14 protein-coding genes are annotated in these 20,714 nt (G+C 51.8%); all 14 read right to left on the bottom strand.

Features of this window, described 5'->3' with window-relative positions:
* Positions 1-7: 7 nt before the first annotated feature.
* The 14 genes from BM030_RS12105 to BM030_RS20205 all read right to left on the bottom strand — a co-directional run bounded on the left by BM030_RS12105 (position 8) and on the right by BM030_RS20205 (position 20,675).
* A complete protein-coding gene (locus BM030_RS12105) occupies positions 8-1,255 on the bottom strand; it encodes a YeiH family protein (protein ID WP_090973867.1) in 1,248 nt (415 codons plus the stop codon).
* 31 nt (positions 1,256-1,286) lie between these two features.
* Positions 1,287-2,714 (bottom strand): phytoene desaturase family protein, encoded by a 1,428-nt coding sequence (locus BM030_RS12100; RefSeq protein WP_090973866.1) that lies wholly within the window; start codon positions 2,712-2,714, stop codon positions 1,287-1,289.
* Positions 2,715-2,724: 10 nt separating this feature from the next.
* A complete protein-coding gene (locus tag BM030_RS12095) occupies positions 2,725-3,636 on the bottom strand; it encodes a TIGR01777 family oxidoreductase (protein ID WP_090973865.1) in 912 nt (303 codons plus the stop codon).
* Between the two features lie 185 nt (positions 3,637-3,821).
* Entirely contained in the window at positions 3,822-4,091 is a 270-nt protein-coding gene (locus BM030_RS12090; RefSeq protein WP_090973864.1) for a hypothetical protein, read from the bottom strand.
* A 118-nt stretch (positions 4,092-4,209) separates the two neighbouring features.
* Positions 4,210-5,913 carry a hypothetical protein gene (locus BM030_RS12085; RefSeq protein WP_090973863.1) on the bottom strand — a complete coding sequence of 568 codons (1,704 nt, stop codon included), beginning with the start codon at positions 5,911-5,913 and terminating at the stop codon, positions 4,210-4,212.
* A 24-nt stretch (positions 5,914-5,937) separates the two neighbouring features.
* Positions 5,938-7,320, bottom strand: a complete 1,383-nt coding sequence (locus tag BM030_RS12080) for a hypothetical protein (protein WP_090973862.1) — start codon at positions 7,318-7,320, stop codon at positions 5,938-5,940.
* A 44-nt stretch (positions 7,321-7,364) separates the two neighbouring features.
* Positions 7,365-8,306 (bottom strand): cyanophycinase, encoded by a 942-nt coding sequence (locus tag BM030_RS12075; protein ID WP_090973861.1) that lies wholly within the window; start codon positions 8,304-8,306, stop codon positions 7,365-7,367.
* Between the two features lie 19 nt (positions 8,307-8,325).
* Entirely contained in the window at positions 8,326-9,675 is a 1,350-nt protein-coding gene (locus tag BM030_RS12070; RefSeq protein ID WP_090973860.1) for a RagB/SusD family nutrient uptake outer membrane protein, read from the bottom strand.
* 12 nt (positions 9,676-9,687) lie between these two features.
* Positions 9,688-12,762, bottom strand: a complete 3,075-nt coding sequence (locus BM030_RS12065) for a SusC/RagA family TonB-linked outer membrane protein (RefSeq protein ID WP_090973859.1) — start codon at positions 12,760-12,762, stop codon at positions 9,688-9,690.
* A 343-nt stretch (positions 12,763-13,105) separates the two neighbouring features.
* Positions 13,106-13,849: a peptide deformylase gene (locus BM030_RS12060; RefSeq protein WP_244518910.1), complete on the bottom strand. Its 744-nt coding sequence runs from the start codon at positions 13,847-13,849 to the stop codon at positions 13,106-13,108.
* Positions 13,850-13,962: 113 nt separating this feature from the next.
* On the bottom strand, positions 13,963-15,438 hold the full coding sequence (locus BM030_RS12055; RefSeq protein ID WP_090973857.1) for a sodium:solute symporter: 1,476 nt from the start codon (positions 15,436-15,438) through the stop codon (positions 13,963-13,965).
* A gap of 12 nt (positions 15,439-15,450) precedes the next feature.
* Positions 15,451-16,266 carry an N-acetylmuramic acid 6-phosphate etherase gene (murQ, locus tag BM030_RS12050; protein WP_090973856.1) on the bottom strand — a complete coding sequence of 272 codons (816 nt, stop codon included), beginning with the start codon at positions 16,264-16,266 and terminating at the stop codon, positions 15,451-15,453.
* A 96-nt stretch (positions 16,267-16,362) separates the two neighbouring features.
* Positions 16,363-17,064 (bottom strand): polysaccharide deacetylase family protein, encoded by a 702-nt coding sequence (locus BM030_RS19865; RefSeq protein WP_170845720.1) that lies wholly within the window; start codon positions 17,062-17,064, stop codon positions 16,363-16,365.
* Positions 17,064-20,675, bottom strand: a complete 3,612-nt coding sequence (locus BM030_RS20205; protein ID WP_170845719.1) for a glycoside hydrolase family 9 protein — start codon at positions 20,673-20,675, stop codon at positions 17,064-17,066. The genes BM030_RS19865 and BM030_RS20205 overlap by 1 nt, the downstream gene beginning before the upstream one ends.
* Between the last annotated feature and the right edge of the window lie 39 nt (positions 20,676-20,714).

Here is a 20,714-nt window from a genome sequence, read left to right as displayed (position 1 = left end):
AAACTCCTCAACCGAACAACCACCAAGCAACGGCCAGTGTAACCAAGATATTAAACAATTGGGCTATCAGAAACGCCCAAAAAGGCTTGATATTATTGTTTCCCAGCAAATCTTTAACATTTGTTTCCAAACCGATACTCGTAAATGCCAGGGCAAACCACAGTCCCTGGATATTCTTGATACCGCCTTTCACCCGGCCCACCGACTCGGCATCCAGCACGAACGAAAACAGCAGGGATGCTGCAAGAAACCCGAGGACGAATTTCGGAAAGCGTTCCCAGATAACCCCCAGCCCCGGCTTTTCCACCCCTTCCCCATCCGGCGTACCGCGGTACGTCCAGTAAACAGAGATAGCCAGCGCCGCAATACCCAGTAATACATTCTGGGAGAATTTGACGATGGTACTGATTTCGAGCGCTCTATCGCCCACCAGACTCCCTGAAGCGACCACCGCTCCCGTTGTATCGATACTGCCTCCCAGCCAGGCACCGGTCATTTCCTCGGAAAACCCGAAGGCCTTCGCCAGATAGGGCATGGCAATCATCATCGGTATGGCCGTAATCAATACCATGGAAACCACATACGACAATTTTCTGGAGTCCCCCTTGATAGCCCCCGATGTGGCGATCGCCGCTGAGACACCGCAGATGGACACGGCGCTGGAAATCATCATGGTCAACTCGTCATCCACCTTTAGTTTCCGGCACAGCCAAAAGGCAAAATACCAGACCGACAGCACCACGATAAGCGACTGCAGCAGCCCCAGCGACCCTGCCTTGAGAATATCTGAAAATATAACGCCCGTACCCAATAACACCAGCCCGATTTTAACCAGCAGTTCGGCATTGAGTGATTCCCTGAACCATTGGGGCTGCCTAAACACATTGCCCACCAGAAGTCCAATGGCCAAGCTAAAAATCACCGCCTCTAACCCCAAATCATTCAAAAAAGCATTACCCGCCAGCAACAACGCCCCGATGGTCAGTATAAAAACGAACGGAAAACCCAAAAGCTGCGGCCGGAGGGGCCTCCCGGTAAGCACCGCGCCCACAATAACGATAGCATAGGCAAACAGGAACTGGTACATTACATCCAGGCTGTTGGCCGCTGAAAACAACGCTGCCAACTGCACACCGTCAGCCCATTTATAAACAGGGACGGGGATAGCAAGTCCCCAAACCGCCAACCCGATAATCATGAATCCAAGCAGGACGACCGCCCAATCTTCCGTAAGTCTCATCGTTGTTTTTGCCATTTATATGCGCTTCGTATAATTCGATATAAAATTAAAATAGATCATTCAATGCCTGCTTTGCCGCATAGTATCCGCCCATGCCATGCACACCTCCTCCAGGCGGCGTGGAGGCCGAGCAAATATAAATACCTTTGGCCGACGTCCGGTATGGTGAAAAGCGCAATGCAGGCCGGTTAAACAGCTGGGCGATATTGACTATCCCCCCGTTAATATCGCCCCCAATGTAATTGGGGTTGTAGGACTCCATTTCGGAGGTATTGAATGTGTGGGTAGCCAATATGGTGTCCCGGAATCCTGGAGCGAACCGTTCCACCTGATTGGTTATGGCATCGGTCATATCCATTGTTGACCCATTAGGCACGTGGCAGTATGCCCATCCAGTGTGTTGTCCGGCAGGCGCCCGTGAGTCGTCGAATACACTTTGCTGCGCAAACAGCACAAACGGACTATCAGGATGCTGCCCTTTCCACACCTGCCGCTCGCTGCGAGCCACCTCCTCGAGCGTTCCTCCCAGATGCACCGTTCCCGCACGCCTGGCCGCCTCTGCCCTGAATGGCACCGCCTCGCTCAACGCCCAGTCGACCTTAAATACGCCCATACCATATCGGTGGCGTGCCAACTGCCATCGATACACTGATGATAACCTATCGCCGCATATCCGAAGCAGTTGCCGGGGCGATACATCGAAAAGGACAGCTTTCGCCTCAGGCAACCCATTCAGCGTATTAACCACCACGTTCGTTTGGATAACTCCGCCCAACGAGCGGAAATAAGCCGCTAACCCATCCGCTATGCGCTGTGAACCCCCTTTGGGGATAGGCCAGCCACTGCGGTGTCCCGCCACCGTAAGCACGAAGCCAATAGCCGAGGACGTCAATGCCCCGAGCGGCAACATGCTATGGGCCACGATACCCGCCCACAGCCCCCGGGCTTCGCGCGCCCCGAAACGTGCCGCAATCCGCGTCCCAGGCTGGAGCGCCTTCAGGCCAAACGCCGCCAATGCCCCCGGCTTTTCCGGAATTTTCAACATCGGTCCCAAAATATGCGTATCGATAAGCGGCCATTGCTTTACGAGCGGTTCAAATAGCCGACGATACGCCCCGCCATCGATACCCAGGCCGTCTGCCGTCCGATCAAGGGAGTGATATAAGGCTGCCGCAGCACCGTCATCAAACGGATGTGCGGCAAGCACCTCTGGTTGGACGTATTCCAAGCCGAACTCATCCAAGGGCAGCGACCGCAAAAACGGTGACGCAGCTCCCATCGGGTGGACGGCCGAACAGACGTCGTGGTGGAATCCCGGAAGCGTCAACTCAGCCGTCCGCATCCCACCGCCGACGGTCGACCGAGCCTCAAGCAACAACACCTGCAGCCCTTCGCGCTGCAACGTGATGGCCGCCGCCAGCCCATTTGGACCGGAGCCGACAACGATGGCATCATATGTAGATTGTGCACTCACCGACGTGCAATTATACTATTAAATTATGAAGCGCGGCGTCCAATTCCGGAAAATCAAATTGAAATCCCGCATCAGCCGAAACTCTTGAAACCACCCTACGCCCGGATAATACTAACCCGGCATCTGTACCGATTATCCAAGCCCCCAATTTTACAGACCAAGCGGGATTAGGTAGTCCTATCGGCACACCCAATTTTTCCCGCAAAATCCGCATAAAATCCCCATTCTGGACAGGATTCGGACTACTGGCATGTACAACACCTGCTATGGCACCTTCCGAAATCAACCACTCCACCATTTTCACGAAATCCCGCTCATGTATCCAGGATACATATTGCCGCCCGCTGCCAATGGCTCCACCAAGGCCAAAGCCCGCCAACCTTACCAAGGGAGCAAGCATCCCTCCGCTGGAAAGCAGCACGGGACTAATCCGCAGCAATACCTTCCTGGTTACCGGCACTTCTGCATTCAAGAAGGCAGCCTCCCACGCCCGTGAAACGGACGCCAGGAAATCGGTGCCACTGGGAATGTCATGTTCGGTACGCAATAACGGCGACGGCTCATAAATCGAGATGCCACCTGCATTGATCCATACCTTCGGAGGTTCATTGCAACGGCGGATGGCATCACCGATTATGGTTGTCGAAAGCACCCTCGATTCCGATATTTCCCTTCGGTTTTTTGCAGTAAACCGGATATGGATAGACTTCCCTGCCAAATTGATGACCGCTGCTGCACCTTCCAGTTCATCGGCCCAATCGCCCAGCGTGCGGCCGTCCCATCTGATGTACCGTATCGCGCCTGAAACGCCCGATACCGACCGGCTTAAAACAATAACCTCCCGGTACGCTCCGCTGAAAGCACCAACCAACAAACTCCCCAAGGCGCCGGTTCCGCCGGCGATGACAATTTTACTGCTCATTGACTTGATGGTTTTGCTCGCCTCCTACCTGTTATCTCGTTCGCCAGCACGACCTGGCCATCCTTCTTCAGCCGCCAGGGGGGTCACTGGGTTAAAATGATATCCGCCTTGGGTTCCCCTTACTTCAACCAGTTCCTGTAAAAATGGTTACCGGTATCCTGTCTCGTCGTAAGCCCCGCTCATGATCACAGTTGTCCCTTCAGCAGCCCCCGGCCATCCGGCATCACGTCGATATCCAATTTCCGGATATCCTGCGCAGATGCACGGCTGCCGAAGCGGAAACGCTGAGGCCAACGCTTTTCTTCATTTGCCGGAGATATGGCATGTTCCGCCCCGATAGACTGCTTTTCCTGACTACCAGACGCTGTACGTATGTCCCCTTTACGTGTAGTTTCCGAGCAGGTGTGAAAAACGGTTGCTATACCACAGGCGATGGTCAAGACCAGCAATTTCATATATACAGGCAAAACTCAGACATCTTTTGATTAACGGAACAAAAGTATACTAATTTATAGACGTTAATACGCACAATTTATGCATGTAGCACCATAAATTATGCGTATGTCGAAATCACTAATCGTACTTACCCGCGTCCAGTGTGCTCCTGGACAATAGGTAATCACGCTTTACCCGGTCCAATACCACGTAGATCGAATCCCTGTTCTCATTGATTCCAATAAGGATCACCCGATTGCCATCGGTTGTTTCATAGTTCAGGATCATTTTATTCCGGTTGGACGGTCGTGGTGAGCGTGCAAATTCACGCGATCTTCTGGCTGTAGCACCGCGTGGATCTATAAACGTATTTTCGTCACCGATGCGTGCCCAAGCCTCCTCACTGATCCAGTCGTCGCCCAGCGGATCGGGCACCGAATCATTCCGGTGGAGCGTATCCCCGCCGCGTCGCGCTGTACCTTCCGGGGGTGTATTCCGGTTCAGATTGCGCCCGTCACCTCCCGGGCGGCGGCCCTGCTGACTCCTTCCTGCGGCGCCCACTGCCTGTTGGCCCTCGTCATCCGCATCCGCTCCTCCGAAAAAACCGCCTCCCGAACGTATCTTGTCTTGCAGGTACAGGCGATGTTCAGCTGTATCCGCATAATAATGGAATACGCGACGCCCGCCACCGGTGCCGGCGATTTCAAATGTACGGTCAATGTCACGTATCGGGCTACCGCCCCCATTGGATAGATCCAAACGTGTCGGTTTATTCACCTTAAAGGTCAATGTACTCCACTTTTCAAAAGTGGCTTCCTGCCACCTCACCGTGTCCAGCGGTGAATAAGGGATTTCCTCACCGTTGATCCTGAAAGTCGTCACGTCGTAGTATCCCCTTAACGGCTTGACACCCGGAGTGGACGGCTGCTTATACGGGTCGTACCAAAAGTTGTTCAATTGGAGGAAAAAAAACACACCGATGAAAAGCACGATGACGAATGCCTTTAATCCGAATCTAACGGCCCTTTGCCATTTCTTGGTAAACACCGGCCAATAATCTACAGGCACGGTATACTGTTGGAGAATAAAAAACCGATAGATGCGGGGGACGTAATACCCGAAAATATACAGGCCCAGCAGTACAAAGTAAAAGGCATAGGTCTGCACGCCGCCATCATACACGTGGTTGACGATGGTGATGCTGCCCAACGCCCCGAATAGCAGTGCAGCGCCGTAAACCGTGGTTTGCCTGAAGAACAACAATGTCCCGGCGGTCAGCTCCACCAATCCGGTGAACACCTGATACCACGGCACGATGCCGATGGACAGCCAATAGATTTTCTGTCCGGTAAAATCCCCGAAATCGGTGTTGAGCAACCCCTCTGATGGATAGGGCATCTGTACAGGCAATACCTTGGTAAAACCGAAACCAATGATGCCGATCCCTGCCCTGAAACGGGCAATGACCAACGACCAATAATAAAGCGTATTGTATTCCTTTCGTTTACGGTCGATCAGGCTCCAGATAAGCCCACCGACCGTAGAAATCACCAAAAGCGTAACCCAGATGCCGTGCCCTTCCAAACGCGGAATCCCCAGCCATTGGCTCACCGACGGAAACGACGGCTGATAACGTGCTATACTGTATAAATCGCGGTAGTGCAGGTTGGTCCAGTCGTAATTGAACCACTGCTGAAACCAGCTGAAATTGGGAGGGATGGAAAAAATGCCCGTTGGGAATACCAATAAAATCACATAGATAAACCCAATCCGGAAAGCGATTTTCTGGATAAGCGTCCATGGCTTTGGCGCTTGCGGCTGAATTGATTTTTCTGTTGACATGCTATTAAGATTTATTGGTAACCATTATAAGATCAATCCACCCCTACGACCGCCTTTTTTGGCTTCTTCATACAGGTACTTTTTGTCCAGGCGGTGCAGTACGACACGCAGCGAATCGCCATGGGAATCCACTCCCGACAATTGGATGGTAGTGGAATCCGGCCGTTCATAGTGAAGCTGAAACCGGTCATCCAGGTAGTTCGGATTCTTGTTTTCAAGGTGAAGGGTATTCGAAGCGCTATCGACGTGGTAGTGATAGTAATGCCTGCTGGTCGTACCGGCCAGCTCGTATAACCGGTCCTTGTCGTTGCGGTGAATGGTCTCGATACCGCCAAGCCAAGGCTCGACTTTCGCCGCGGTCCGGATACTCAGGGTAGCCCATTCTTCAAACACCACATCCTGCCACCGCAGGGTGTCTCTTTTGGAATACGGGTGCAGCTGTCCATTCCGGCTGAATTCGCTGACGTCGTAAAGTCCCTGGGCACCGGACAACCCTGGTGTCACAGGATAATGATAAGGTCTCGCCTTGGAAGCCGCGTAAGTCTTATATCCGAAGACAAAAACGAAGATGAAAACAAATGCAGACTTCAGGCCGATTTTCAGCTTACGCTGCCAGGCATGGGTGTAAATGGGTTTATAGCCATCGGGCTGTGTAGGCTTGTTTAATGAAAACAGGTTGATTATCCGGCCGGCATCATGCAGGAAGAGGAATGCGGCAATGTGGAGCAAATACAGGCTATAGATGGCCTCGCCTCCTTCATACGCCAAGTTCGACAAGAACACGTTACCGTGAAAGATAATGACGATAAACGCGCCGATGGCTGTGGTCCCCCGGTACAGCAGCAATAGCCCGGCAAAAATCTCAAGGCCGCCCAGCACGGCTTCAAACGTGGGCGCAACACCCAGGGACAGCGAAAAAATCTTCCACGCGGAAAGATCGCCATAGTCGGTGTTGAAATTGCTCAGCGATGGGTAGGGCGATTGCAGCGGGAAGAATTTGATGAGCCCGTAGGCAATTACGCCTAGGGCGAGGCGGTAGCGCAATATCACCCGAAGCAGGTAATACAAATCCGGATAGTTCGGCTGAATCCGCTTCCGGTTTTCGAGGAAATACCACACCAAAGCGGCAATCACCGCAATAAGGGCGACGATCAGCCAGTCCGCCAGGGTATTGAGTCCCCAAAAATCAGCGGAAGTGGCCTGCCGGAAAAACTGCGGGGTATACCGGCTGATATTGAAAAGGTCGGCGAAAGTTGGATTCAGCCAATTGACCGAAAATAAGTGTTTATAATATTTCCAATCCAGTGGCACGGCTTGGAGGATAAAATAAACAAAGGCAAAGCGGAAAATGTGTTTTTCGTAGGCTTTCCAGGAAACTGCAGGGTCACTGTTTAACGAAATTGCCATGATTCATACTGTTAAGGTTATTTTTTGGGTTTTTGTTTATCAACTTATTCTTGTTCGGAAACGGGCTCTTCACGGCTTCTCCGCCGTGGTTCCTGAATGACGGACCGGTTTTTCAGGTCGTATTTCTGGCCGTGACCAAGGAAAAAGAAGGGACCGTTGGAAACAAGGTGGTTTTCCCGGCCGCCGGCAGCCTTGTCAGCTGCCTTGCCTGTAATGGTGTTGTAGTCATAAATCGCTACGTACGAGTTGCCGACGACCTCCAGGGTATCCCGTTGAACGAGGACAGCAGTGGCCTCATCCAATCCGATGCCGATCAGTGTCGGCGTATTTTTGACTACATCGACCAAGTCAAACTGGCGGTTCCTTTTCAACAGGTGCTGGTCGATAACCGAGTTTTTCAGGAATCCCAAGCCCTGCGTATGGTCGCCGATGAGGATGTGCGGCCCGCTTGTATCGCCGCGCCAAAGAAACGACCCCTGGATACTGGCTCCCGCCGAGCTCCCTGCCAACACACCGCCACGTTCAAGCACCTCCAGAAACGCCTGATGCGCCAGGGTATTGAGGCAATAATCGGCAATGCGCCACTGCCTTCCACCGATGAAGTAAACGCCCGTCGCCTCTTTCAGCGGGGCGACAAACTGTTCGGTATTGGCTTCCTGGATAGATGTGGTATGCAGCAGTTGAATGCGTTGTATCCCGGTGATTTCCTTGATTTGCTCGATATGCCGCGGGCTCCATGCCGCTGAGTCGCCGGCTGCCGCTGTGACCACCACCACATTGGCGTTGTCCTTGCCTCCCGCCAGCTCCACGAATTTGCTCCATATCGAAGGCGTATCACCCACATTTCCACCAATAATCAATAGCGAGCCGTTTTGGGGTCCGTGCCGGGTTTCCCCGTCCTTCACTTTAATGGGCGATTGAGCCAATGCTGCCGTTACGGTAAAGATCGATAGGGCAGCTAATCCGGTTTTACGTAAAAATTCCATCGTTTATTGTTTAGTGTTATCAATATCCTGGATTCTGTTCCAAAGCAGGGTCTTTTTCAACCGACGACGCCGGTATGGGGAATACCCACTGATAGGGTTCCTTCAACAAGGGATTATGGCTTCCCAGCACATCAGCTGCCCTGCCCGTCCGGATCAGATCACTGAAGCGATGGCCTTCGAAGGCCAGCTCCAGCCGACGTTCATTTTCGATGGCCAGCAGCACTTCTTCATTTGTGGTTGATGGCGTCACGGTGAACAGCGGCGTTACATCAGCCCTCGTTTGAACGGCGCGGATATCGCTTGCAGCCCCTTCCAGGTCGGGAGTGGTCTTTCTGGCCCTCGCCTCCGCACGGATCAAATACTGCTCGGCAATGCGCAGCACGAATAATGAACTCGTGCCATCTTTCTTTCCATAGAGCTGTACCGTGTAAAGGCCGGGTTCCTGAATGGATTCCTTCAGGATGTCTTTGCGCGAGCCGCCTTGCGCGGGATCTGACAAAGCCGTTATCAACGATGCCTCGGGAACATATGTTTGATTGCCCCCATCGTCCTTCGACAACCAACTCCGCCAATACGTAGAGGCGTCTACCGTGGTATGAATGACCTCAAAAAGGGACTCTTGCGAAAGGCGGCCCGTATAAAACGAACTGAAAGGTTTGACCAATGCAAAACCGCTGTTCGTGATGCTCTTGGATGCATATTCCTCCGCCTCCTGCCACTTCTCCGTGTAAAGAAACAACCGCGCCTTGAGCCCGTACACGGCAAACTTCGTTGCCCTGCTCCGGTCAGTTTCATTCGTGATGAGTTCTTCGGCCTTGTTCAAATCCGCAAGCACCTGTGCATAGGTTTCCTCCAGCGTGCTCCTGCGTACCCCTTTATGGGTGTCGATGCGTTCGGTCGGCTCGGTCACCAATTGCACCCCGCCGTAAAAACGAGCCAGATCGAAATAAGCCAATGCACGCAGGAAATAGGCTTCGCCGATAATCTGGTTACGCTCGGTATCGGTCAATTGATTATCCACCACATCCGGCACGCGCTTGATGATGAAGTTTGCCCGGTTGACCGTCACGTAGAGTGACGAAAACGGTGCTCCGCCATTGTCTTCCGCGTTCCTGTCGGGAACGATGATTGTCGGGTTGGCATAACTGTATACATTATCCCCGGCGAGGTTGAATGCCGTGAGCGTAGACGTGTAGCTGCTCTGAAGATTATCGTATATCCCGAATAATGCAGCCAACGAGGTCTTTTTATCCGAAATGACACCTTCGTCGGAAACGGAGGTTTGCGGTTCCAAATCCAGAATCCCTTCACACGAAACCGCAAATAACCATGTCAATAGCAATATATAGATGTTCAACTGATGTTTCATCGTATGTGTTTATTAAAGTGTAACGTTTAGTCCAAACAGGAAGCTGATCGGTTGCGGCACGGTATTGAAATCCATGCCTTGTACGAGGTAGCTGTTCGTCTGCGAATTGGCCTCCGGATCAGGTCCTGAATATTGGGTTATCGTAATGAGGTTGGCTGCGGTAACCGTCGCCTTTGCATGGGCAAATCCGATCGATCTGACCAATCTGGAAGGCAAGGAATAACCCAGCGTGATATCCTTCAGGCGAATGAACGACGCATCTTCCAGGAAGCGGCTGCTGTAGCTGTTGGCACTGGCCGGCTCGTAGTTCCTGCTGCCGTCTGGGTTGGTGGTAGAAGACAACCTGGGCAGCACATTGGTATCCCCAGGCTTTTTCCAATAGTTCAGCTGGCTTTTTTGAATTGCCCGTTCCGTTCCTCTTACCCCTCCGGATTCAAGAAAATAGCGGGTATAATTATAGAGCCGATTACCCCAACGATAGGTAATATTTATGTTCAAATCAAAACCTTTGTAGGTAAGCGAGTTTCGTAAGCCGCCTTCAAAATCGGGCCATACGCTGCCCAATAATTGGCGGTCTGCTTGTGTGATCTGTCCGTCGCCATCCACATCCTCATAGATGACATTGCCGGTCTGAGGGTCTACCCCCAACTGCTTATGCACCCAGATCGACGAAATCGGATGTCCTTCTTCCAAACGGAACTGCCGGTATCCGCCGGTGATCGGCTGCAACAGCTTTTCCACTTTATTGGTATTCCTCGAAATGGTGAATGTCGTGCGCCAGGTAAAGGTTTTGCTGGTTAAATTGTCGGAATTTGCGATAAACTCGATGCCTTTGTTGCTGATCTCGCCCGCATTATAGGTAATGCTTGAAAAACCGGTGATATCCTGTACCGGAAAGCTGGACAACAGCAGATCCTTGGTATATTTGTCGTAGTAATTGATTTCAACATCCAACCGCTGCTTTAACAGCACACCGGAAATCCCCAGATTCCATTGCCGCGTTGTCTCCCATTTCAGGTCGGCATTGGCCATCTGTGACGGCACGATGCCGGGGTTGTCGCCATAGTTGCTGCCGCCGCTCCACAGGCCAAGCGATTGGAAATCATCCACGGCTGCATTTCCGGTCAGCCCCCAGCTCGCCTTCAACCGCAATTCGTTGAAGTTGTCCGATTGGGGGAAAAACGGCTCGTTGCTCACCCGCCAGTTAATTCCGGCTGCGGGAAAATGTCCCCATCGGTGGTCCTTCCCGATACGGGACGAACCGTCCGACCGGAATGTTCCGTCAATGACGTACCGGTCTTTGTAAGAGAAATTGACACCGCCGAAGAAGGAAAGCAGGCTATTGGACGACGCGGTGGTCGTTCCACTCCTTACCCCTGCCGAAGCAATCTGGCGATGCTGGTCACTGGGGAATTGGCTTCCGGTCACCGTCTGTCCTGCCTTATCGGTAAATTGGTAGCTGTTCCCTACGAAAACCGCGATGTCACTTGTCGTTGTTGAAACGTTATAGTTCAGCAATTGATCTGCCGACAAGGTTATCCGCTCGGTATTGATCTGCGTGGCACTGCCGGCAGGTTGCCCCGATCGCATCTTCGTACTGAAATAGTTGCTTTCTTTATAAATGTTGTAGTCGCTGCTCCAGCTTGACTTGAACGTCAACGACGGCAGGATTTTCAGCTCGGCATAGACGTTGTTGACGCTTCTGATGCTATTGGATTTCGTGTCGGTGTTTTCCAACAGGGCATATACATTGTCAAACGTGAAGTGTGTGGTATACAGTCCGTTTTCGTCGTATATCGGGAAAAAGGTCGGTGTGTGCAACGCCGCCTGGAAAAGCCCGGTTCCGCCATCGCCCACACGGATCAGCTTCCGCGGTGTCGTCGAGATGTTATTACTCGTTCCCACCTTCAACCGATTGCTGACTTTGTGGTCGAGGTTTACACGGAAGCTATAACGGGAAAAGTCCTGTGCCTTGACCGTAGACGGCTGGTCCAAATATTCCCCGCCTACATAGAAATTGGAATTCGCACCTCCCCCGGAGACCGACAGGTTGTAGCGCTGTAAAACGGCGGTTCTCCAAATCGCACCCAGCCGGTCATACGTTTGCTGCTCCTCAGGAAGGCCCCATGCCGGGAAAGCAGCTGTATGCTCTTCCACCGGTCGGAATGGACGGTTTTCATAAAGTCCACCGTTATTGATGAACGCCTCATTCACAATATTGGCATGTTCTTCTCCAGTCACCAACTCCCATAGATTCCGGGTTTTCGACGTTCCGGTCTGTACACCGAAATTTACCCGGGGCCGTTGGCTACTTCCCCGGTTAGTCTTGATCAGGATAACGCCATTGGCACCGCGGGAACCATAAATGGCCGTCGCATTGGCATCCTTCAACACCGTGATGGATTCAATGTCGGTAGCACTGATATCCGAAAGCGGATTGACCAATTGCCCACCTAAGTTCAACCCTTGAAGATTATCACTGTTGATAATCACGTCATCCACGACATAAAGAGGCTCATTCCCGCTGTTTACTGAGTTGGTACCTCTCAATCGCACCAATACCGACGTTCCCGGTGTCCCCGAATCGTTCGTGATGAGCAAACCCGGCACCTGGCCTTGGAGCTTCTCTATGACGCTCGTATAAGGCGCTTGTGATAGGTCTTCTCCCTTTACCACCTGTATCGCACTTGTCAACGAAGTTCTTTTCATCTTCGTGTAGCCGACTACTTCCACCTCATCGATCGCACCGTCATTAGGATCCAACACTATCGTGATCGGACTTCCATGGGCGACTACTTCTTTCTTCTTGTAACCGATATACGTAACAATAAGCGTATAAGGAAATTTCTGACCGGTTACAAATTGAAATTCTCCGCTATTGTTTGTCTTAGTGCTATGGGTCACACCCGCTATCTGTATCGTCGCCTCAGCAAGCGGTTCTTTCGTTACCGCATCCACAACGATGCCTTCCAGTGTAGAGTTAATTAATGGAGTGGTCTCTTGCGCATGGAGTAGTAGCGGCAGTGCGAACCAAAGTAAGCTAACCACCCTGCTTGTCTCAAATCGCTTATGTCGTATTTTAATCATTGTTGTATTTGTTAATCCATCACCAAGGGGTTATAATGCCCTATTGTAGGCAATACGGAACCCCATGGGCTTATACCTAAAAAAATAACTATCGGGAAAAGGATAGGCGCGAAGTCGAGACTTCAGCCACACATGCGCATGCACATGTAGTGATAACCGGATTCGGAAGGAGAAACACTGTTAAATTGGGACCAAGTCCCTGAGGTGTAAAGTCTACTGTAGTACATGTTCTTAACTAATTTATTATACACTTGATTACGCAAAAGCGCAACAGCACAAATGTATACTGATTTAGTAGACTTTAAAACGCACAAACACTGCGCGGTTTAGGTACAAATATTACTTATTGCCTGCGCAATCGCTGTTCAAGGTACAGCGGCACTTCGGTATTGACCTGGTGATAAGTCTGAGATACCTGTTCGGCTATGCGATCGGTAAAGAGAATACCGTTAAGATGATCGATTTCGTGCTGGAAAATGACGGCAGTGAAGCCTTCTATCAGTTCTTCGTGTTTTACCCCTTCCATATCTTGGTAGACAAGGCGAATGGTATAGTTTCGCAGCACCTGCCCTAGCGTATCGGCAATTGACAAACAACCTTCTTGCCCTTTGCGCAACAGCTTGGAACGCCAGGTAATTCTGGGATTGAGATAGCGTTCGAACGGTTCGCCGGGTTTATCAAAACGCTTTACCCATATCACGTTCCGGCTTATACCCACCTGCGGTGCGGCGATGCCTACCCCCGGATGCAGCGTATCGGTCACGGCCAGGTACATGCGCTTAACCAGTAACGGCAACAACGGTTCGTCAGGGTCGATATCATCAGAGACGGCCCGGAGTATCCGCGCTTCATCCGCCACCGTATCCTGGATGACCCGCAGCAGTTGCGTGGTATCTCCTGAACGGATTAAACTCCGCTCTGTATTGGTCAGTGGTTTCTCTCCTGACCGGACGGCAACGAGCAACCCCTGCTCTCCGGGAAGTACCGGACATCGGTAACCGCTGCTGGGTGATTGCCGCTGTGTCAACCCCGCTTCACGACAGGACTGTGCCAGGCATTTTGACAGCCCTCCCACAAGCAATATCACCAACCATAAGACGTTACAACAAAGAAATTGCATTAACCTTTACCTTCTATTGCCGTTCTTTAATAACTGCATCAACATCACCAACGGGATGGCCTGGACACGGACGTCTGATGTCAGCCTTTGATAAATTGACGAGAAGAAGTTGCCCACAGCATCAGCCAGGTAAGTATACCGTTATAAACAATCAATTCGAACCCGATAGCATAGTTTGTATACGGCGTAATGAAATAGGTATTCAACACGTAACACAATAAAGGCGATAACAAACAAATGTATGGGACCAGCCGGTCAGTTACCTGCCGCTTGGTCAGGATGCCGAAGGCAAACAAACCAAGTAATGGTCCGTAGGTATAGCTGGCCGCCGTGAAGATGGCATTCACCACCGAATCGTCGTTGATTACCCAGAACACGAGGATGACCAGCAGCATAATCAACGAAAACGCGAAATGCACCCGGTTACGGGTTTTTACCAATGCCCGATCGTTGGGGTCAGCCTTTTTATTAAAGTTGAGGAAGTCCACACAAAACGAAGTGGTCAAGGCCGTCAACGCGGAATCCGTGGTGGCAAATGTGGCTGCTGTGAGCCCCATCATGAAAATAATGCCCGGCAAAATGGCCAAATGGTGCAGGGCGATTTCCGGATACAGGTAGTCCGGCGTGGGCAGGGCCGCCACATCAATACCGTTTTGCCCGGCATAGATATACAGCAGGGCGCCCACGGCCAGGAAAAACAGGTTAATCACCACGAAAATCCCTGTAAACGTGAGCATATTGGTCTGCGCTTCCCCGATGGTCTTCATGCTGAGATTCTTCTGCATCAGATCCTGATCCAGGCCCGTCATGCCAATGGTCACGAATATCCCACCGATGAAGTGCTTCCAGAAATGCGCCCGGTTGCCCAATGCATCCTCCCAGAAGAAAATCTGCGAATAGCTGCTTTCCTTTACCGTTTCTATCGTCTGCACCAGCCCCAAGCCAAGGCTATCTGCCATGAAATAGATGGAAAGAATAACCGCCAGCAGCAGGAAGAAGGTCTGCAGCATATCGGTCACGATAATAGTCTTTAGCCCCCCTTTGTTCGTATATAACCAGATCAGCAGCAAGCATAAAATAATCGTCGCCGCAAATGGCACATTCCAAGCATCAAAAATAAACCGCTGGAGAATGATGGCCACCAGGTAGAGCCGGAAGGCCGAACCGATGGTTCGCGACACCAGAAAGATCATGGCCCCCGTCTTGTAGCTGCGATGGCCCAAACGCTCTTCCAGGTAAGTATAGATGGAGGTAAGGTTCATCCGGTAGTACAAGGGCAGCAGCACATAAGCAATGATGATAAAGCCCACCGCATTGCCCAGAATAAACTGGAAATAACCGAAATCACTTTTCCCCACTGCTCCCGGCACGGAAATAAAGGTAACGCCCGATAAGGCCGTCCCAATCATGCCGAAAGCCACCATATACCATTTGGCATTTCTATTGGCAACAAAAAACGTAGCGTTATCAGCCGACTTCCTGGAAGTGACATACGCCACTCCCAGCAACAGGCCGAAATAACCTACCAGAAAAAGAAGCAGAACAGCAGGCGTCATACCGTAATCGAATTAATGGTCTGCCACCCGTGAATGCTCAATCGCTTTGCGCACGCTGCCATACTTCTCCAGCAAATCCGAAGCGGACTGGGCATCAATACCGGTTTCTTCCATGATGATGCGGATACCCCGGCTGAACAGCTTATTGTTGGTTAGTTGCATATCCACCATCTTGTTTCCCTTTACACGGCCCAGTTGGATCATCACCGAAGTGCTTATCATGTTCAGCACCAACTTCTGGGCAGTACCTGCCTTCATTCTTGTAGAACCCGTGACAAATTCAGGGCCTACGATAACCTCTATGGGATATTTCGCTTCGGCGGCAATTACCGTATCGGAATTACAGACAATGCACCCCGTTACCAATCCGGCCGCATTAGCCATCTTCAACGCTCCTTTTACATAAGGTGTGCCGCCGGAAGCCGCAATACCCACCACCACATCCTTACTGTTGATACCAAACTCCTGAAGGTCAGCCCAGGCCTGTTCTTCATCATCCTCCGCAAACTCCACTGCCTTGCGGATGGCCACATCGCCCCCCGCAATGATGCCGATGATCCAATCATATGGAACACCGAACGTCGGCGGGCATTCCGATGCATCCAAAATACCCAAACGGCCGCTGGTGCCTGCACCCACGTAAAACAGTCGCCCACCGGCTTTCATTGACGCTACCGTGGCTTCAACAAAACGTTCTATTTGAGGAATAGCTTTCTGCACGGCGTGCGCCACGGTCTGGTCTTCCTTATTGATATTGGCTAATAGCTCACCGACTGACATTTTATCCAAATCCTGGTAATTCGATTCTCTCTCCGTAGTGTTTGTCATCTCACGCTCGTTATTATATTAAAATTTAGTTATATCCGAAACCCAACGTTGCCCCTCAACAAATTGTCGTTAAAGTAAAGAAAAAAACGTTTAGCATTATTGAATTAATTTATCAATCCGCTCAAAAACATATCCCTTTCCCGTCAATTCCTTTATCAGTCCGGGCAATTTATGGTAAAACTTATCCTTCCGTCTGACGTCCGTTCCCAGGTGAACCAATATGATAAACCCATTTAACCCATTGGGCGTTCTTGCTTCATAAGCCAACACCTGTTCATACAGCGCAGCCGAATCCATGTAGCGGTCACCCATTTCGGGGTACGTATAATCCGCCGCGGTGCGCAAGCCGGGCGTAAAATTCACCAGTTGCACACCTTGCTCAGTGCTCCACGCTACCACCTGGCGGTTATACCATTCATAAGGCGGTATAAAAAAACGGGCATCCGGCTTATTAACGCCCCACTTCGTTAATTCCCGGTAATTGGCCGCCAAATCGGTCATAAAGTCCGCCTTGCTCACCAATAAGCTGTCGCGCTTCTGCCAGTCGCAATAAAGCAAATGTCTATCCGAATGCGGCCCTACATAATGCCCGTCGTTCACCATCCGTCGGATGGCCACACCATTCGCCGTGTCCCGCAGGTAGTTCCCCGTCAAGAAGAACCCGCCTTTGACCCCGCGTTCGTGCAGTGCATCCAATATAAACGAAGCGCCCTCACCATATTCATCAGCCGTAAACACCAATGCAACTTTTCGTTGCGCCGTATCACCCCGGATGATACCGCCATAGGCATCATGCACTACTTTTTTGGCTGAGCCCCCTCCTGAGACTCCTGTTCTTTAGCTGCCAGCAGATAAATCAGCGAGGCAGTGCCATCCATCGTCGGCTCATTGGTGCTGTAATCCCCATAATCATCGTGATACACCGCCAAATCCGACTGGAACGGCGCATACGCATCCGGCCGGGTCAACTGGATGCCAATCAAGCTGGCAAAAATGTTGCCATACACCGGCCCGTCCACCAGCCCACCGTCTATGGGAAAATTTCCCAGTCGGGTGAAGGCCGAATGCGGATCCACCGGCGTATCACCCCATGCCGGCAGCCCGTATACCATGCTCGTTCCCCAGGGATTGCAGCCAAACAACCAATCGAAATTTGCCTGTTCCAACTGCGCGTACGTGTTATCCTGTGTTAGCTCTCGATACCAAAAGCACTGGATAGCAAACGAAACCGTCAGGTTATTGCTGCACCAGATAAATGGCACGCCCCGATAAAACGCGTTCTGTTTTGCCCGATCCCAGACCTTTTCCATACCCATGCGGTAATAAGCTAAGAGTTCCTCGCGTTGCTCACCCTCCAGTTGCTTCGCCAGTTCATAGTGCCCCAGGTTTACGAACGGGTACCACTGGTAATGAGCAGCCGTATCCGTTTCCATCCAAGGCGTTACTTTTTCCTGCCGCGCATACGACAACGCTTCCTCCAAAAATCGGCTATCCGCCGTAACGGCCAGTTGGGTAGCCGCGGCCAGTTCCATATCATCCACCCAGTTGTCTTCCGCGTAGATATAAGGCGATTTTACCGAAGCTGTTTGCGTTACTCCCGGCTTCCGCTTGGCAAACGCATAAGCCGATGCCGCCTTTTCCCGCAGTTGTTGAGCATAGGCCGCATCTACACCTTCCAGCAGCACACTTCCCAGATTAAAAGCACTGGTAAATTTGGCCGCCGTGGAACTTGTCCCCGTCGTGTTGTTCATGAACTTCCCCCGTTGCTGCGGCTCACCGCTCACAAAATACACCGGGCGTTCAAAACCCCGGCCATAAAAATCATCCTCGCCCGGCATACGCATGCCCATGTGGTCACGGTCGTCCGCAATCTGGTTAAATAGCAGGTGCGGTTCAGGGTGCATCTTCAGCAACCAATCCAGTCCCCATTTCGCCTCGTCCAGCACATCAGCAAGCCCATTGGCCCCATCCAGCCCATTCGCCTGCTTGCGGTCGCCAAAAATGCCCGGAAAATCTCGATATGCCGCCAGCAAATGATACGTTGCGTTGGCCGAAGTGGTGGAATACTGCAAATAATCCGACGCATCGTGCCAGCCACCGCCCACATCAATGCGCGTACTGTCGGGCAGCCCCGCTGCCGACGCATACAAGGTAAACCCGTCATGCGTATGGCAGCTATCTTTCAAGAACGGGTTAAACAATGTGCGCTGCTGACGCATGTAGCGCAGAGCAAAATCAGCAGCCCCCTTATACACATCCGGCGCAATGCGGAACCGGGGCGAGCGTACATCATCCACCTCCAGGTAATACAATCCGGTATCCTGATAAGCCGAAAAATCCAAGCGGTAAGCCGAGGTAAACGGACCGTAAGCCCCAAAATCCCTGCCCGCCTTCGCGCTGAATACCCGCTCTCCCGTTTCGGCCGACACCAGCGCAAAGCGTGATGCCCTCCTGATCCCTTTACTCGCCAATACGGCCACCTTAACCCCTTGGGGTATATAGCCCAATTGATTGATACGGATCCATGCTCCGTCCTCTTCCGCCCCATACTTCAGGCACACCACTTTTCCATCCATCGTGCTGGCCACTATGCGCTGCCCTTTCAACGGGAGCATGGGATTCACCATCGCATTGGAAACCTTGTATTGCCATGCCACATCGCCGCCCTCAGCGTCCAGCCCGCTTACTAGCCCCGAATGGCTGGGCACAAAAACCAATCCATTATCCGCCACCATTGCCGAAGGTGTCAACTCATACGGCAGTTGTAATTTAGACGTCCACGCAACCTCCATACTGTCGGCTTCGGTGGATATTCCCAGCACCTGCCCGTCCATGGTCTTCACATACACCAGGCTACCATCCTCAGACAAGCCCATGGACTCACGCACCCGTATACTATCTATTTTCTTACGCCAAATCTCGACGCCGCTGCCGGCATCCAATGCCGTCATATATCGGTCGGGTGCAACGATGAACACCCGTCCATTGGCCCCCACGGGGTAGCATGCCGCTGGAGATAACATCCGGTTGGCCGCACCATTTGACCATTGCCATTTCAGCCGACCATTTCCCGGGTCGAGCGCATAAAACCCATTCCCCCAACAACCAAAGTACAACGTGTTTTGGTACAGTAGCGGCTTGCCCGACACATATCCCTTCACTTCTTCAAAAGACCATATCAATCGCCCTTTCCGGATATCGAATGCCCGGAACTCTCCATCGGAAGCTCCGATGTAGGCCACCCCTTGATGCACCAACGGCGAACCCAACACCGCCTTTTCTGCCTCGTATTTCCAATGCAGCTTACCCGTTTTGGCATGAAGGCAATAGATCTGTCCGTCAGACGAACCTACCACCACGTAATTCTTCCATACCGCCGGCGTGGAATACACCTTACCACCTGTCTGGAAGCTCCACGCCTTGCGCCCCGTATTCGCATCCAGCGCGTATACCTGCCCCGCCGTATTGGCGGTGATGACCAGCTGCTTATAGGCAGCTAAGCCTGTTCCGATATCGCTTTCATCTTGAAATGACCAGACTTCCCGCACAGTAGCATAGCGAGTATTCACCGAATAATCCGGGCGGTGATACAGCCGCCGTTCCGATGCAAAGTGGTTATTGCGCAACGGTACAACCGCCCAGGGTTCTTTGGTGCCTACTCCCGGGTTACGCTCTTGGTAAGTAGCCTGCCTGTCGGCAATGGTCACGATATTATATCCGCCCACACTGTCCTTCGCCCGTAGGTTGGACCTTCCCATGATGCTCGGAATACCTTCAAAATCATACACCTTGTTCTGGTGACCATGGCCACAGAAGAATAGTTGCACATTGCGCTGCTTTACGCGGTTGAGCGCCTCAAACCAGTTGTTTAACGAAGAATCCTGCGGATAATGGTTCACGTAGATCAGCGGCATATCCTTATCCGGATGTGCAGTAAACAGCGAGTCCATCCATACCAGGTTTTCGCGGGGCACCTGCCCCGGACTCATCCGCATGTTCGGGCCCGAGTTGGTACCTACAAAAAGATAGCCCTTATGCACAAACGCAAATGTCTCGCCGCCAAATACCTTGCGAAAACTATTGCCCCCGCTTTCCGACCAATTGGTATCGTGGTTTCCGGGAATCACGTACCATGGAATACGCAGTTTATCCAATATCTGCTTGGCTAATGCCAGCTCCTCATCGGAACCGAACTCCGTAACATCCCCCGAAAGGATGACAAAGTCCAAGTTGGGATTGGCATTGATGTCGGCCACGGTTCGCTCCAAATCCTCCGCACCCGTAGCCCCCCCCACATGCGTATCGGTTACATGGGCGAACTGGAAGGGCTGGGCGTGAGTATCAGCTGACCGCCAGCAAATCGACAATACGATAAGCCATATAATGGAAAATGCCTGGGTTGCGCTCATGCGTACTGTACGGCTAATCATAAGCAACTGGCGACACAC

It is taken from the genome of Parapedobacter composti, from assembly GCF_900112315.1.
Classification (GTDB): domain Bacteria; phylum Bacteroidota; class Bacteroidia; order Sphingobacteriales; family Sphingobacteriaceae; genus Parapedobacter; species Parapedobacter composti.
This window is presented reverse-complemented; position numbering and strand designations above follow the sequence as displayed.

Excerpts from the sequence above, each read along its gene's own strand:
- BM030_RS20205 (WP_170845719.1), bottom strand. The coding sequence starts at position 20,675 with ATGAGCGCAACCCAGGCATTTTCCATTATATGGCTTATCGTATTGTCG.
- murQ (WP_090973856.1), bottom strand. The coding sequence starts at position 16,266 with ATGACAAACACTACGGAGAGAGAATCGAATTACCAGGATTTGGATAAA.
- BM030_RS12075 (WP_090973861.1), bottom strand. The coding sequence starts at position 8,306 with ATGGAATTTTTACGTAAAACCGGATTAGCTGCCCTATCGATCTTTACC.
- BM030_RS12085 (WP_090973863.1), bottom strand. The coding sequence starts at position 5,913 with ATGTCAACAGAAAAATCAATTCAGCCGCAAGCGCCAAAGCCATGGACG.
- BM030_RS12065 (WP_090973859.1), bottom strand. The coding sequence starts at position 12,762 with ATGATTAAAATACGACATAAGCGATTTGAGACAAGCAGGGTGGTTAGC.
- BM030_RS12055 (WP_090973857.1), bottom strand. The coding sequence starts at position 15,438 with ATGACGCCTGCTGTTCTGCTTCTTTTTCTGGTAGGTTATTTCGGCCTG.
- BM030_RS12095 (WP_090973865.1), bottom strand. The coding sequence starts at position 3,636 with ATGAGCAGTAAAATTGTCATCGCCGGCGGAACCGGCGCCTTGGGGAGT.
- BM030_RS12070 (WP_090973860.1), bottom strand. The coding sequence starts at position 9,675 with ATGAAACATCAGTTGAACATCTATATATTGCTATTGACATGGTTATTT.
- BM030_RS12105 (WP_090973867.1), bottom strand. The coding sequence starts at position 1,255 with ATGGCAAAAACAACGATGAGACTTACGGAAGATTGGGCGGTCGTCCTG.
- BM030_RS12080 (WP_090973862.1), bottom strand. The coding sequence starts at position 7,320 with ATGGCAATTTCGTTAAACAGTGACCCTGCAGTTTCCTGGAAAGCCTAC.
- BM030_RS12090 (WP_090973864.1), bottom strand. The coding sequence starts at position 4,091 with ATGAAATTGCTGGTCTTGACCATCGCCTGTGGTATAGCAACCGTTTTT.